This window comes from Nonomuraea sp. NPDC050394 (assembly GCF_044459065.1).
Taxonomy (GTDB): Bacteria; Actinomycetota; Actinomycetes; order Streptosporangiales; family Streptosporangiaceae; genus Nonomuraea.
Map to the genome: position 1 here is coordinate 102263 of NZ_JBITIO010000015.1, position 13353 is coordinate 115615.

15 protein-coding genes are annotated in these 13353 nt (G+C 69.8%); 7 read left to right on the plus strand and 8 right to left on the minus strand.

Translation table 11 applies throughout. From position 1 onward, the window contains the following. Positions 1 to 77 precede the first annotated feature (77 nt). Complete coding sequence (locus tag ACIBKY_RS42480; RefSeq protein WP_397106197.1) at positions 78 to 1418, plus strand: helix-turn-helix domain-containing protein; 1341 nt, start codon at positions 78 to 80, stop codon at positions 1416 to 1418. A 148-nt stretch (positions 1419 to 1566) separates the two neighbouring features. Continuing rightward, positions 1567 to 2244, plus strand: coding sequence for a FadR/GntR family transcriptional regulator (locus tag ACIBKY_RS42485; RefSeq protein ID WP_379613099.1), 678 nt, complete (start codon positions 1567 to 1569; stop codon positions 2242 to 2244). Between the two features lie 6 nt (positions 2245 to 2250). On the opposite strand, the gene ACIBKY_RS42490 is transcribed toward ACIBKY_RS42485, so the two are convergent. Then, a complete protein-coding gene (locus ACIBKY_RS42490; RefSeq protein WP_397106199.1) occupies positions 2251 to 2535 on the minus strand; it encodes a hypothetical protein in 285 nt (94 codons plus the stop codon). A 60-nt stretch (positions 2536 to 2595) separates the two neighbouring features. Here ACIBKY_RS42490 and ACIBKY_RS42495 point away from each other — a divergent pair, with 60 nt between their 5' ends. Continuing rightward, positions 2596 to 3030, plus strand: a complete 435-nt coding sequence (locus ACIBKY_RS42495) for a MarR family winged helix-turn-helix transcriptional regulator (protein ID WP_397106201.1) — start codon at positions 2596 to 2598, stop codon at positions 3028 to 3030. Positions 3031 to 3368: 338 nt separating this feature from the next. Here the strand turns inward: ACIBKY_RS42495 and dnaN are convergent, their stop codons facing one another. The 3 genes from dnaN to ACIBKY_RS42510 form a co-directional block, all read right to left on the minus strand. Further along, a complete protein-coding gene (dnaN, locus tag ACIBKY_RS42500) occupies positions 3369 to 4469 on the minus strand; it encodes a DNA polymerase III subunit beta (RefSeq protein ID WP_397106203.1) in 1101 nt (366 codons plus the stop codon). Between the two features lie 66 nt (positions 4470 to 4535). Continuing rightward, positions 4536 to 5189: a LuxR C-terminal-related transcriptional regulator gene (locus tag ACIBKY_RS42505; RefSeq protein ID WP_397106205.1), complete on the minus strand. Its 654-nt coding sequence runs from the start codon at positions 5187 to 5189 to the stop codon at positions 4536 to 4538. After that, entirely contained in the window at positions 5183 to 6607 is a 1425-nt protein-coding gene (locus tag ACIBKY_RS42510; RefSeq protein ID WP_397106207.1) for a sensor histidine kinase, read from the minus strand. The genes ACIBKY_RS42505 and ACIBKY_RS42510 overlap by 7 nt, the downstream gene beginning before the upstream one ends. Positions 6608 to 6716: 109 nt before the next feature. On the opposite strand from ACIBKY_RS42510, the gene ACIBKY_RS42515 reads away from it, so the two are divergent. Both ACIBKY_RS42515 and ACIBKY_RS42520 read left to right on the plus strand, forming a co-directional pair. Then, the gene (locus tag ACIBKY_RS42515) at positions 6717 to 7625 is read left to right on the plus strand and encodes an ABC transporter ATP-binding protein (RefSeq protein WP_397106209.1); all 909 of its coding nucleotides are present in this window, start codon (positions 6717 to 6719) and stop codon (positions 7623 to 7625) included. Further along, positions 7622 to 8356, plus strand: a complete 735-nt coding sequence (locus ACIBKY_RS42520) for an ABC transporter permease (RefSeq protein ID WP_397106211.1) — start codon at positions 7622 to 7624, stop codon at positions 8354 to 8356. The genes ACIBKY_RS42515 and ACIBKY_RS42520 overlap by 4 nt, the downstream gene beginning before the upstream one ends. 8 nt (positions 8357 to 8364) lie before the next feature. Here the strand turns inward: ACIBKY_RS42520 and ACIBKY_RS42525 are convergent, their stop codons facing one another. Further along, positions 8365 to 9270 carry an SMP-30/gluconolactonase/LRE family protein gene (locus tag ACIBKY_RS42525; RefSeq protein WP_397106213.1) on the minus strand — a complete coding sequence of 302 codons (906 nt, stop codon included), beginning with the start codon at positions 9268 to 9270 and terminating at the stop codon, positions 8365 to 8367. A 55-nt stretch (positions 9271 to 9325) separates the two neighbouring features. Here ACIBKY_RS42525 and ACIBKY_RS42530 point away from each other — a divergent pair, with 55 nt between their 5' ends. Together ACIBKY_RS42530 and soxR are read left to right on the plus strand one after the other, a co-directional pair. Continuing rightward, positions 9326 to 9763: an Lrp/AsnC family transcriptional regulator gene (locus tag ACIBKY_RS42530; protein ID WP_379613090.1), complete on the plus strand. Its 438-nt coding sequence runs from the start codon at positions 9326 to 9328 to the stop codon at positions 9761 to 9763. A gap of 9 nt (positions 9764 to 9772) precedes the next feature. Further along, positions 9773 to 10258: a redox-sensitive transcriptional activator SoxR gene (gene soxR / locus ACIBKY_RS42535; RefSeq protein ID WP_379613089.1), complete on the plus strand. Its 486-nt coding sequence runs from the start codon at positions 9773 to 9775 to the stop codon at positions 10256 to 10258. Here the strand turns inward: soxR and ACIBKY_RS42540 are convergent. The 3 genes from ACIBKY_RS42540 to dnaB all read right to left on the minus strand — a co-directional run bounded on the left by ACIBKY_RS42540 (position 10255) and on the right by dnaB (position 13257). Continuing rightward, a complete protein-coding gene (locus ACIBKY_RS42540; protein WP_397106215.1) occupies positions 10255 to 10701 on the minus strand; it encodes a universal stress protein in 447 nt (148 codons plus the stop codon). The two genes, soxR and ACIBKY_RS42540, sit on opposite strands and share 4 nt — an antisense overlap. A 78-nt stretch (positions 10702 to 10779) precedes the next feature. Further along, positions 10780 to 11772, minus strand: a complete 993-nt coding sequence (locus ACIBKY_RS42545; RefSeq protein WP_397106217.1) for a small ribosomal subunit Rsm22 family protein — start codon at positions 11770 to 11772, stop codon at positions 10780 to 10782. Positions 11773 to 11898: 126 nt separating this feature from the next. Then, a complete protein-coding gene (dnaB, locus tag ACIBKY_RS42550; protein ID WP_379613086.1) occupies positions 11899 to 13257 on the minus strand; it encodes a replicative DNA helicase in 1359 nt (452 codons plus the stop codon). Positions 13258 to 13353: the final 96 nt, after the last annotated feature.

Consider the following 13353-nt stretch of genomic DNA (forward strand, 5'->3'; position numbering starts at 1 on the left):
CAGGCGGGGATACCCGATTCGGCTACTTCATGCAATCATTTGCGTGTTGTTGACCCTTCCCCGCCTTGAGAGATGAGATGCCGAGTCAGGGAACCATCGGTGACCGCGTCCGAGGACTGCGGCTGAACAGGCGGATGTCCCAGGCCCAGTTGGCCGGGCCCGACCTGTCAGACAGTTACGTCTCACTCATCGAGTCAGGCAAGCGTACGCCGACTCCTGTCGTGGCCCGCCTTCTCGCCGAACGGCTGGGCTGCACCACCGAATTCCTTCTGCACGGCATCGAGCCAAGGCAGCGCATCGACACCGAGCTCGGGCTGAGACACGCCGAGCTGGAGCTGCAGCACGGCGACGCGGCCACGGCAGCCGAGCGCTTCACCGAGATCGTGAAGGCCGCGGACGAGGAAAACGCGATGCTCACCGCGCAGGCCCGCTTCGGCCGTGCGCGCGCACTCGAAGCACAGGGCCGCCTCGGGCAGGCCGTCGAGGCGTTCGAACGGCTGCGCCGCGAGGCCGCCGCCCACCCCGAGCGCCTGGCCGACCTGCCGCTGACCGTCGCGCTGAGCCGCTGCTACCAGCGGGCCGGCGACCGGCTCAGGGCACGCGACCTGGCCGCGAACGCGCTCGCGCAGGCGTCCAGGCTGGCGATCATGCAGGGTGAGCTCGCGGTGGACCTCGCCGCGGCGCTGATCGAGACGCAGGGGGAGGGCGACTCGGCGGCGATCACCTTCGTCAAGCAGGTGCTGGACGTAAGTGGCGTATCGCTGGTTGTGGACCGTTCCGGAGAGATCCACGCACTGTGGCAGGCGAGCATCGCCGCGGCCGCGGGCGAGGACTCCGCTCTGGCGGTCCGCCTGGCCGACGATGCCATCATGGCCGGTCGTGCCGGCCGGATCGGGCGCCAGCTCGCCGTCACCGCCATGCGGTGGGCGAAGCTGGAGACGTCGTCGGTCGACGAGGCGGAGGTACTCGCCGCCGCCGCGACGACCGTCTTCGCCGGGCTGCCCGGCACGGCGGCCGAGCACGGCGAGAGCCTGGTCGCCCACGCCCAGGTACGCCTGCGCGCCGGCGAGTCCGCCAAGGCGGGCGAGCTGGCCGGAGCCGCGATCGACCTGCTCGCGAGCTCTCCGATCAAGGCCGAGGCGCACCTGGTGATCGCCAAGGTCTCGATGGGGCTGGGCGGCGACGCCTTCGTACATCTGAACGCCGCCCGCGACGTGCTCGCCGGGCTCGGCCGTCCGATGTACGGCTCCGACCGGCAGGCCGCGCGTTCCTGGCGTGAGCTCGGTGACCTCTACGGCGAGGCGAACGCGCCCGGCCAGCAGACGGCGGCCTACCGCAGGGCGCTCGAAGCGGCAGGCGTACGCTCGTTCATGGCGGGGGTTACGACCGACGCCCAGATCACGCACGGCAGCAGTTAGCCGACTCCGCTGACCAGGGCCTTTCGGTGGAGGCCCTGGTGATGGCACCTGCCCGGCAGGCTTAGACTTGCGCCTCTCAGGCAGGAATAATTAGGGTCTACCAGTCATTGACTCATAGGATGATTGGTTTCCCCGGAGGAGGCAGACTGTGAGTCTGCGTACGGCACAGCGGGCATCGCTCGTGGACCAGGTGATCGATCAGCTCAAGGAGCAGATCACGTCAGGGTCGTGGCCGTTGAACGGCAAGATCCCGACCGAGACCGTTCTGGCCGAGCAGCTCGGGGTCGGTCGCAACACCGTCAGGGAAGCCGTACGCGCGCTCACTCACGCCGGCCTGCTCGACTGCCGCCAGGGCGACGGCACCTACGTACGGGCCACCAGCGAGCTGTCCGGGGCCATGCTGCGCCGGCTGCGTCAGGCCGAACAGCTGGAGATCCTCGAGGTTCGCCGCGCGCTGGAGGTCGAGTCGGCACGCCTGGCCGCCACCCGCCGCACCGACACCGACATCCTCAACATCGAGAGCCGTCTGGCCGAGCGCGACCGCGCCTGGGAGGCCGACGACCCCGACGCGTTCGTGGAGGCCGACCTGGCCTTCCACATGGCCGTCGCGCACGCCACGCACAACCTGGTGCTCATCGACCTGTACGAGGACTTCTCGGCCGCGCTGCGGGCCAGCATCACCGCCGCGGGCACCTCGCTCAACAAGAGCTACATCCCGCACGACGCGATCGCCCGCGCCATCGCCGCCGGCGACGCCGCCGCCGCGGAACGGGCCGGGCACGCGTGCATGGAGCACATTCTCATCGCCCTCACCGACGAGAGCTGACCCGCCTCAGTCCGCACGGGTACCTTCCTCGGCCGCCACAAGGGCGTCGATCGCGGCGAAGAAGGCCGCGATCCCGGGCAGGTTGGCGCCCTTCTCACGTGAGGCGGCGAAGTCCGCGGGCGATCGCCATTCGACGACGTCCAGCCACTTGTCGCCGGGCAGGCGCACCAGGCGGGCGTTCAGGAACCCCGCGCGGTCCTTCGCGAAGTCGGCCAGCATGGCGGGGCGCGCGGCCAGGAGTTCGTCGGCTCTGGCCGCCTTGAAACGGGTGAGTTCCACAGTGGTCGGCATGTGGCTAAAGTATAGTAAGGATTAATGATAGTCAACATTAGTGACTATATGGAGGTTGCGGTGCGGCGCAGCGAGCACAAGAAGATCGACCCCGACCTGGGGATCCTCGCCAGCCGGACGTTGTTCGCCTTTCAGCGGGAGCTGTTCTCCGCCATCGCCAAGCAGGGCCACAGCCGCATCCGTCCCCGGCACGGCGCCGTCCTCGCCCACCTGGACCCCGAAGGCAGCCGCGCCACCGACCTGTCCGCGCAGTCGGGGCAGCACAAGCAGGTCATCGGGACGCTGGTGGATGAGCTGGTGGAGCTGGGATATGTGGAACGGCGGCCAGATCCGAAGGACCGGCGGGCCAAGCTGATCGTGCCTACGGAGCTGGGGCTGGACCAGATGGCCAAGGCGGACGCCCTGGTGGAACAGATCGAACACCGCCACGCGGCCAAGGTGGGGGAAGCCGAGTGGGCGGCCTTCAAACGCGTGTTCCGCGACATCACCGCCTGACAACTCCAAGCCCATCCCGGGGCCGAGTTACGTGATCGCCCAGGGTAACCGGAGACGCTGGGATCGGGGGCTCGGGAACGCGAGCGCAGGGTTCGGGGCTCTCCGGGCGCCGGGTTCGGGATCGCGGGCCCAGGGTTCGGGTTCCCTGGCGCTGGGTTCGAGTTCCCGGGCGCTGGGTTCGAGTTCCCTGGCGCTGGGTTCGGGGGCTCGGGATCGTGGTTATCGGGGGCCGTTGCGGTGGGGCATCTGTCCGACGTGAGAAGCGATCCCCCCGATCGGCGCCGGCGCACGGCGGCGGGTGGCGTGGGGGTGGCTTCGCCGTAACGGATGATGCGGGGTCACCCCTGGCGGAGGGACATCACGAGATAGCGGAAGTCCGGCTCGCCGTCGCCCGGCACGTCCTGGATGAGGGCGGGGCGGGTGGAGGATTCCATGTTGATGCGGGCCAGCTCCGTCTCCACGCCGGTCAGGCCGTCGAGCAGGAAGTGGGACTGGAAGGCCATCTGGATGTCGTCGCCGCCGCGCAGTTCGCATTCGACGACCTCGGTGCCGCGGCCGATGTCGCCGCCGCCCGCCTGGATCAGCACCTGGTTCTTGCTGAACGTCAGCCTGATCGCCGTGTTGCGCTCGGCCACCAGCGCCACGCGCTTGATCGCCTCCACGAACGGCGTCACGCGGACGTCGGCGCGGATGGACCAGTCGGCGGTCAGGCGGGTGCGGTAGTCGATGAACTGCTCGTCGAGCAGGCGTACGGTCGTGCTCCGGCCCACGCTCTCGAAGCCGGCCACGCCGTCGCCCATCGCGATCAGCACCTCGCCGCCGCGCAACGACTTGGCCACCTCGACCAGCACCCGCGCGGGCACCATCGCGGAGACCGCCACGTCGGGCCGGGCGGGACGCCAGGTGAAGTCGCGGGCGGCGATGCGGTAGCGGTCGGTGGCCGCCATCGCGACGTTCTCGCCCTCGATGTCGACGCGGATGCCGGTCAGCATGGGCAGCGTGTCGTCGCGGCTGGAGGCGGGCGCCACCTGCGTCACCGCACTGGCGAACACGCCCCCGCCGATCGCGCCGATGCCCGGCGGCATGGTGGGCAGGGTCGGGAAGTCGTCGACGGGCATCGTGATCAGGCCGAACTCGGCGCTGCCGCAGGTCAGGATGGCTTCGGCGCCCTCCGTCACGATCTGGACGTCCTCGGCGGGCAGGCTCCGGCTGATCTCGGCCAGCAGGCGGCCGGGGATGAGCACCTTGCCGGGCTCGGCCACGTCGGCCTCGACCCTGGCCTGGGCGGAGACGTCGTAGTCGAACGCCGCCAGGCTCAGCTCGTCGCTCGCCTCGATCAGCAGCCCGGACAGCACCGGGACGACAGGCCGGCTGGGCAACACCCTGGCCGCCCATGCCACCGCGTCTGCCAGCACATCACGGCTAACCCGGAATTTCACCTGATCTACCCTTTCGTGTCACCTGCCTCCTATGAAGGTATCCGGTGCCACCGACAAAGCATCCCGTCAGCGGCTGTTGAGGTAGGCGAGAACGGCCAGGACACGGCGGTTGTCGTCGTCCGACGGCGCCAGGTCGAGCTTGGCGAAGATGTTGGCCGTGTGCTTGGCCACCGCGCTCTCGCTCAGGTACAGGCGCTGCGCGATCGCCGCGTTGGAACGTCCCTCGGCCATGACCTCCAGGACCTCGCGTTCGCGCGGGGTGAGGGCGGCCAAGGGTTCGTTGCGGGCGTTGCTGGCCAGCAGCTTGGAGATGACCTCGGGGTCCATGGCGGTGCCGCCGGCCGCCACGCGGCGTACCGCGTCGACGAACTGGTCGGCGTTGAAGACACGGTCCTTCAGCAGGTAGCCGATGCCGCCGGAGCCGTCGGCCAGCAGTTCGCGGGCATAGAGCTGCTCGACGTGCTGGGACAGCACCAGGATCGGCAGGCCGGGGATCTTCCTGCGCGCCTCCAGGGACGCCTTGAGACCCTCGTCGGTGAGGGTGGGCGGCAGCCGTACGTCCACCACGGAGACGTCGGGGCGCAGCTCGATCAGGGCCTTCAGCAGCTCGGGACCTGTCTCCACCGCGCCCACGACCGTGAAGCCGTGCGCCTGCAGGAGGCGGACGAGCCCGTCGCGGAGCAGGTACAGGTCTTCTGCTATGAGAACGCGGTTCAGCATCGGTTGAATGATAGGCGGGGAGGAGCCCACTGGCCCTTGTGGGAATGGGTCGCGGGGATCAGGACCGCCGCGACGTACATGCTGCCGCCGACCAGCATCATCAGGGCGATGACCGGCCACTGCCACGGCTCCGGCAGGTAGAGGGCGAGGAACCAGGCCTTCTCGTCGATGGAGAAGACCTTGAAGATCGCGGCCACCAGGCCCTGCGGGAAGAACGGGCACCAGGCGGTCAGCCACAGGAAGACGACCACGGCGGTCTTCCACAGCGGCATCTTGGGCAGAGCGCCGGACGTCCACTTCTCGGGCAGGGAGCGCGGCAGCTCCATCGTGACCGTGGTGGGGCCGCCGGGCGGGCTGTGCAGGGCGAGGACGCCGTCGAAGGCGGCCAGCCTGCGTTCGATCCCGGCCAGTCCGCTTCCCTTGGCGGGGTCGGCGCCGCCCAGGCCGTCGTCCTCGACGGTGATGCGCAGGTCGCCGTCGTGCTGGCTGATGTCGACGCGGGCGCGCTCGGCCTGACCGTGGCGGGCGGCGTTCGACAGCAGCTCGCTGACGGCGAAGTACGCGGCCGCCTCCACCGGCGCCTCGGGGCGGTGCGGCAGGTCCACGTCGACCTCGACACGCAGCGGGCTGTCCATCGCCATCGCCCGTACGGCGTCGCCGATCCCCCGCTCGGCCAGCACGGGCGGGTGGATGCCGCGCACCACCCGGCGCAGCTCGGTCAGCGTGTCGGCGGAGGCGTCGCGGGCCTTGGCCAGCAGGGCCTTGGCGGCGGCCGGGTCCTTCTCGACGAGTTCCTCGACCGCGCCGAGCGTCATGCCGAGCGCCACCAGCCTCGCCTGGGTGCCGTCGTGCAGGTCCCGCTCGATCCTGCGCATCTCGGCGGCCTGCGTGTTGTTGGCCAGGTTGCGCACCCTGTCCAGGTGGCGTACGCGCCCCGCCAGCAGGTTCGCCGCCGTGGGCGCCAGCAGGGCGCGCGCCCACAGGGCGTACAGCCGGACCCCCACGCGCGGCAGGAAGATGAGCAGCGGCGCGAGCGTGATCTTGACCATCGGGTCCCACAGCAGCCACAGCGAGTCCCGCCAGGAGGCCGTGTCGCTGATCAGCCACTTCCAGCGGTTGCTCCACTCGGGCACCCGCGGGGTCTTGTAGAGCGTGCGGTCGTGGCGGTACCAGCCGTCCGGCTGGGGTTGCACCGGCGGCGGCTTCGGCAGGTACGGCGAGGCGATCTCGACCCCGGCCCACTCCCGGGCCCAGCGCCGGGTCAGCTCGGCCGCCCACCGGATCATCATGACCTGCGGCGGATAGAGGAACACCATGCCGAACGCGAAGGCCAGCGTGAGCATCGGCAACGCGACCAGCACCATGCCGACCTCGACGAACGCCATCGCGAGCAGGAGCATCGCGCGACCGAATCTCATGCCCCTCAGTGTGCAGTAACCCGGCGAATCAGACACTGCATCTAAGTACACCCTTGCCTGGGAGCTAACGCGATTCCGCCGCGGAACGGGTGTTTCTAGCGTCTGAGGCATGGACCTGATCGAAGTCACCAACCTCCGCAAGAGCTACAAAGACCATGTGGCCGTCGAGGACGTCTCGTTCTCCGTCGAGGAAGGCGAGATCTTCGGCATCCTCGGGCCCAACGGAGCCGGCAAGACCACCACCGTCGAGTGCGTCTCCGGCCTGCGCCGCCGCGACGGCGGCCAGATCAGCGTGGCCGGCGTCGATCCCGGCCGGGACCGCGACCGGCTGCGCCGCATCCTCGGCGCCCAGTTGCAGAGCTCCCAGCTGCCCGAGCGCATCAAGGTGTGGGAGGCCATGGACCTGTACGCCTCCTTCTACCCCGACCCCGCCGACTGGCGGGAACTGCTCGACCTGGTCGGCCTGACCGCCAAGCGGAACGCCACGTTCGCCAAGCTCTCCGGCGGCCAGCGGCAACGGCTGTCGGTGGCGCTGGCCCTGGTGGGGCGGCCGCGCGTGGCCGTACTGGACGAGCTGACCACCGGACTCGACCCGCAGGCGCGGCGCGACGTGTGGGAGCTCGTGGAGCGGATCCGCGCCGACGGCGTGACGGTCCTGCTGGTCACCCACTTCATGGAGGAGGCCGAACGGCTCTGCGACCGCGTGGCCCTCATCGACGGGGGCAGGGTGGCCGCGATCGACACCCCCGCCGGGCTGGTGGCGTCCGTGGACGGTGACCAGGAGGTCAGCTTCCGGCCCTCCTCCCCCGTGGACGAGTCGATCCTCCTCGCCCTGCCCGAGGTGCGGTCGGTCGAGCGCAGCGGCGCCCGGCTCGTCGTCAGCGGCTCCGGCAACCTCGCGCCCGCCGTCACGCTCGCGCTGGCGGAACACCAGATCGTCCCCACCGACCTGCGCATCGAGCAGGCCAACCTGGACGACGCCTTCCTCGCCATCACCGGAAAGAAGCTCATCCCATGATGAAGATCCTCGCCGTCGAGACCAAGCTCCAGCTGCGTGAATGGCCGGGCATCGCGTTCACCGTCGCGCTGCCGCTGGCGTTGCTGCTCGTCCTGGGCAGTATGCCGGGCTTCTCCGAGCGCAAGCCCGAGCTGAGCGGCCAGTCGCTCAACGACACCCAGATGCCGGCCATGATGACCATGCTCGCACTGCTCACGCTGGCCTTCACCGTCCTGCCCTCGACCCTGACCGCCTACCGCGAGCGCGGCGTGCTGCGCAGGATGTCGACCACGCCCGTGCATCCGGCCCGCGTCCTGGCCGCCCAGCTCGTCATCAACCTCTCGATCGCCGTGCTGTCCACGCTGACGCTCATCGTCTGCGCCAGTCTCGTGCTCGGCACCGTGCCGCCGCGCGCCCCCGTCGCCTTCGCCCTCGTCTATCTCCTCGGTACGGCGGCGCTCCTGGCCATGGGCCTCGTGGTCGCGGCGATGCTGAAGAACAGCAAGGTGGCGGCGCCGGTCGGATCGGTGATCATGTTCCCGCTGATGTTCGTCGCGGGCATGTGGATCCCGCGCGAGCTCATGTCCCCGGTCCTGCGCACGATCGGCGATTTCTCCGTGGCCGGGCCGTTCGCCCAGGCCCTGCGCGACACCTGGGCGGGCAACGCGCCCCAGTTGCCGCACCTGGCCGTCATGGCCGGTGGGCTGCTGGTGTTCGGCGGGCTGGCCGTACGGCTGTTCCGGTGGGAGTAGTCCGGGCTTCAGCCCCAGACCGGGCGGGCGCCGCGTACCCCGGACAGGATCGAGTACAGGGACGAGGTGGCGGTGACGAACAGGCGGTTGCGCTTGGGGCCGCCGAAGACCAGGTTCGCCACCTGCTCGGGGAACTTCAGGCGGCCCAGCAGGGTGCCGTCGGGGTCGTAGCAGTTGACCGCCTTGCCGCAGGCCGCCCAGACCCGGCCGGTGTCGTCCAGGCGCAGGCCGTCGAAGCTGCCGTGCTCGGTGTCGGCGAAGACCTTCCCGCCGGTCAGGCGGCCGTCCTCGTGCACGTCGAACAGGCGGATGTGATTGGCCTGGGTGTCGGCGACGTAGAGCTGCTTCTCGTCGGTGGAGAACGCCAGGCCGTTGGGGCGTTCGAAGTCGCCGGCCACGACGCGTACCTCGGCTGTGCCCGGGTCCACGCGGTAGACGTGGCAGCCGTCGATCTCCTGCTCGGCCCGGTGACCCTCGTAGTCGCTGATGATGCCGTACGGCGGGTCGGTGAACCACACCGAGCCGTCGGAGCGCACGACCACGTCGTTGGGGCTGTTGAGGCGCTTGCCCTTCCACCGGTCGGCGATCACGGTGACGCGCCCGTCTGCCTCGGTACGGGTGACCCTGCGGGTGCCCTGCTCACAGGAGACCAGCCGTCCGACCCGGTCGAGGGTGTTGCCGTTGACGTAGTCGGCCGGCTGGCGGAAGGGGCCGACGTGGCCGGTCATCTCGTCCCAGCGCAGCAGGCGGTCGTTGGGGATGTCGCTCCAGACCAGGAAGCGTCCGGCAGGGAAGTAGACCGGGCCCTCGGCCCAGCGGGTGCCGGTGTGGAGCACCTCAGTCCACAGGTCCCCGCGGATCTCGGCGGCGCGCGGGTCGAACGGCTCGAACTCGGTGGGAATCACGGTCGTCATAGCAGAAGCAAACCTCATACGGCAATGGAAGGCTATGGCCGACTACCATCCTGTTGTGGACAACATTGACAGGATGCTGATCGGCCAGCTCCAAGAGGACGCCACGCGTTCCTACGCCGCGCTCGGCAAGGCGGTGGGGCTGTCCAGCGGCGCCGCCCACGAACGGGTCCGCAAACTACGCGAACGCGGCGTCATCCGGCGCACCACCATCGACGTGGACCCGGTCGCCACCGGACGGGGCGTGCTCGCCTACGTCCTGGTCGACGGCAGCGTGTGGATGGGCGGCACGACCGAACCGCTCAAGGCCATCGACGGCGTCGAGGAGGCCCACATCATCGCCGGTCCCGCCTCCGTCCTGGTCAAGGTCCGTACGGCCGGCACCGAGCAACTCCAGGAGGTGCTGCGCGAGATCTTCGACATCGACGGCGTCACCGGCACCCAGACCATCGTCGTGCTGGAGACCCTCTTCGATCGCCCGACACAGGTGACATAGGCTGCGCAGATGAGCAAGGCGCCGTGGAATTCAAAGGAGCTCACCGTCGGCCAGCTGTCCGAGCGCAGCGGGGTCGCGGTCTCCGCGCTGCACTTCTACGAGGCCAAGGGCCTGATCGACAGCCGCCGCACCACCGGCAACCAGCGCCGCTACTCGCGCGACACCCTGCGCAGGGTCGCCTTCATCCGGCTGGCTCAGCGCATCGGCATCCCGCTCAAGACCATCAAGGACGCCCTCGCCCAGCTCCCCGAGGAGCGCACGCCCAACCGCGAGGACTGGGCCAAGCTCTCCGCCGCGTGGCGCACCGAGCTCGACGACCGCATCGAGCAGCTCCAGCGGCTGCGCGACGACCTGACCGACTGCATCGGCTGCGGGTGCCTGTCGCTCGACCGGTGCGTCCTGGCCAACCCCTTCGACCGCCTGGGCGACGAAGGGCCGGGAGCCAGGCGCATCGACACCCGGCTCTCCCCGGCCTCCAACTGCGCGGCCTGCTAGCTCTTGGCCGGTGGCACGATGAGCGTCGGGCGGTGCGCGTGGTGCAGCACGTGGTTGGACACGCTGCCCAGCAACACCGAGCGCACCCCGGCCAGACCCCGCGAACCGGTCACGATGAGCGAGGCGTCGATCTCGTCGGCCACGTCCACGACGGTCTTCCAGATCGACTCGCGGTCGGCCACCGCGCGCGCCGTCACGTCGCTCAGACCGGCCTTCACGGCCAGCTCCGCACCCTCCTTGGCCTGCTGCTCGGCCAGTTCCTTCCACTCCTCGCCCTGGTCGGAAATCAGCGCGGGCCCGGCGATGGGGTGCCGCTTCAGCTGCACGAGCAGCGGCTCCCACACCGTGATCACGACGGTCGACTCGTGGGCGAGGTGCTTGCCGGCGAACTCGATGGCCGCCTTCGCGTCGGCAGAACCGTCATAGGCGATCAAGATGGTCATGGCTTCTTCCCTTCGCTGTAGTCATCTGCTAAAGCACCGCGAAGATCAGCCCGATTCCGCCGCCGCGTGTCTACTGGGTCACACCGGCGGCCACGCCTCGCCCCACGCGGTGTCGCGGGCCGCGCGGTAGAGCTCGCCGTCGCGCTTGGAGACGTTCTGGTTGGTGATGCCGTCGCCACACAACGTCAGCGTCACCAGCCCTTTGCGGGTACGCGGGTGGCGCAGCACCCGCGCTCCCGGCGGCGTGACCGGCGCCGGGGTCGCCACGACATAGGAGAACTTCTCGTCCTCGAAGCCCAGCGAGCCCGCCTTGAGCCGCCGGTGCAGGCTCTCGCGCGGCAGCCGGGCGGCGAAATGGCACCAGTCGCCGGGCGCGAGCGGGCACGCCCGATCATGGGGACAGGGAGCCGCGATGTTCATGCCCAGCTCGACCAGGAGATCACGGACGGCCAGCACCCGCGCGAACCCGTCCGGCGAACCCGGCTCGACCACGGCCAGCATCCCGGCCCGCCCGGCCAGCCGCCTGATCAGCGGCAGCCGGGCCGCCTCCGGCAACTCCCCCAGCACGTACGACACGGTCACCAGGTCGGCCGGCTCCATGGTGGCGTCCTTGGCGTCCTTGGCTTCCTTGGCTTCCTTGGCCAGATCGGCCTGGCGCCAGGTGGCCTGCCGTACCGCGGGATGGGCGGAACGGGCGGCCAGCGCCCGGCCGAGACCCGCGGCCGCGCGGTCGCGCTCAAGGACGGTCACCTCGCCCAGCTCAGGCCAGCAGTCGGCGGCCGCCCAGACCGCCGCGCCGGTGCCACCCCCGACATCCAGATGGGTACGCGGGCCGAAACCCGGCGCCACGGCCGCCGCCTGGGCCAGGGCGGACCGGACGGCGGCGAAGGTCGCCGGCATGCGGACCGCCGCGTAGGCGGCCACGTCGGTCGCCGACCGCAGCGCGGGCCGGTCGATGGGACGGTGGTAGCGCGCCGTGAGCTCGGCGGCCGAGGCGGCCAGGTCGTGCTCACGGTGGGACTCGAGCTCTTCGGTCAGGGCGTGCCTGAGCTCGGCAGGCAGGGCATACAAAAGGAGACTCCTCGGCTGGAGAAGGGACGCTGGGGCCGGATGACGTCCTTGACCTGCATGGGCACCTCCTGGGGTCGCCAGGCAGGCTAACTCCGCGGCGGCAGGCGCGTCATCCGGTTTTCCGCGTCAGTGCTGGGCCATGTCGACGAAGCGGCTGTAGTGGCCCTGGAAGGCCACGGTGACCGTGGCGGTGGGGCCGTTACGGTGCTTGCCCACGATCAGGTCGGCTTCTCCGGCACGCGGCGACTCCTTCTCGTAGGCGTCCTCACGATGCAGGAGGATCACCATGTCCGCGTCCTGCTCGATGGATCCGGACTCGCGCAGGTCACTGACCTGGGGGCGTTTGTCGGTGCGCTGTTCGGGGCCACGGTTGAGCTGCGACATCGCGATGACCGGGACCTCAAGCTCCTTCGCCAGCAGCTTGATGCCTCGCGAGATCTCCGAGACCTCGTTCTGGCGGCTTTCCGTCTTCTTCGGCGAGCTCATCAGCTGGAGGTAGTCGATGATGACGAAGCGCAGGTCGTGGCGCTGTTTGAGGCGCCGGCACTTGGCCCGGATCTCCATCATGGACATGTTGGGCGAGTCGTCGATGAACAGCGGCGCCTCGGCCACCTCGCTCATCCGCCGGGCCAGCCGGGTCCAGTCGTCGTCGCTCATCATGCCGGAGCGCATCGCGTGCAGCGCGACCCGTGCCTCGGCCGAGAGCAGACGCATGGTGATCTCGTTGCGCGACATTTCCAGCGAGAAGATGACCGTGGTCATCCCGTTCCTGATCGCCGCCGACCGCGCGAAATCCAGTCCGAGCGTAGACTTGCCCATGGCGGGGCGGGCGGCCACGACGATCATCTGGCCCGGGTGGAGGCCGTTGGTGAGCTGGTCGAGGTCCTGGAAGCCGGTGGGTACGCCGACCATGTGGCCGCCGCGGCTGCCGATGGCCTCCAGTTCGTCGAGGGCGCCGGGCATGATCTCCGACAGAGGGCGGTAGTCCTCGGAGGTGCGGCGCTCGGTGACCTTGTAGATCTCGGCCTGGGCGCGGTCGACCAGGTCGTCGACCTCTTCGTTCTGGCCGCCGTAGCCGTAGGAGACGATGCGGGTGCCGGCCTCGATGAGGCGGCGCAGGATGGCCTGTTCGCGGACGATCTTCGCGTAGTAGCCCGCGTTGGCGGCCGTCGGGACGACCGCGGTCAGCGTGTGGAGGTAGGCGGCGCCGCCGACCCTGGCCATCTCGCCGCGCTTCTGCAACTCGTCGAAGACGGTGACGGCGTCGGCCGGCTCGCCTCTGCCGTAGAGGTCGGTGATGACGTCGTGGATGATCTGGTGGGCGGGCCGGTAGAAGTCGTCGGAACGCAGGATCTCGATGACGTCGGCGATGGCGTCCTTGGACAGCAGCATGCCGCCCAGGACCGACTGCTCCGCCTCGATGTTGTGGGGCGGGGTACGTTCGAAACTCGGGCCGCCACCGCCGCCCGGCTCTTCGTCGTCCATGCTTACCGCGCCCCCTCGAACTAGCAGGCGGTCGCACCACCCCCACTTGTAGCCGACCGGTCTGACAGTTTCGCGGGTTCCGCGAGGTACGGCAAC

Excerpts from the sequence above, each read along its gene's own strand:
- ACIBKY_RS42480 (WP_397106197.1), top strand. The coding sequence starts at position 78 with ATGCCGAGTCAGGGAACCATCGGTGACCGCGTCCGAGGACTGCGGCTG.
- ACIBKY_RS42490 (WP_397106199.1), bottom strand. The coding sequence starts at position 2,535 with ATGCCGACCACTGTGGAACTCACCCGTTTCAAGGCGGCCAGAGCCGAC.
- ACIBKY_RS42505 (WP_397106205.1), bottom strand. The coding sequence starts at position 5,189 with ATGCTGAACCGCGTTCTCATAGCAGAAGACCTGTACCTGCTCCGCGAC.
- ACIBKY_RS42510 (WP_397106207.1), bottom strand. The coding sequence starts at position 6,607 with ATGAGATTCGGTCGCGCGATGCTCCTGCTCGCGATGGCGTTCGTCGAG.
- ACIBKY_RS42515 (WP_397106209.1), top strand. The coding sequence starts at position 6,717 with ATGGACCTGATCGAAGTCACCAACCTCCGCAAGAGCTACAAAGACCAT.
- ACIBKY_RS42520 (WP_397106211.1), top strand. The coding sequence starts at position 7,622 with ATGATGAAGATCCTCGCCGTCGAGACCAAGCTCCAGCTGCGTGAATGG.
- ACIBKY_RS42525 (WP_397106213.1), bottom strand. The coding sequence starts at position 9,270 with ATGACGACCGTGATTCCCACCGAGTTCGAGCCGTTCGACCCGCGCGCC.
- soxR (WP_379613089.1), top strand. The coding sequence starts at position 9,773 with ATGAGCAAGGCGCCGTGGAATTCAAAGGAGCTCACCGTCGGCCAGCTG.
- ACIBKY_RS42540 (WP_397106215.1), bottom strand. The coding sequence starts at position 10,701 with ATGACCATCTTGATCGCCTATGACGGTTCTGCCGACGCGAAGGCGGCC.
- dnaB (WP_379613086.1), bottom strand. The coding sequence starts at position 13,257 with ATGGACGACGAAGAGCCGGGCGGCGGTGGCGGCCCGAGTTTCGAACGT.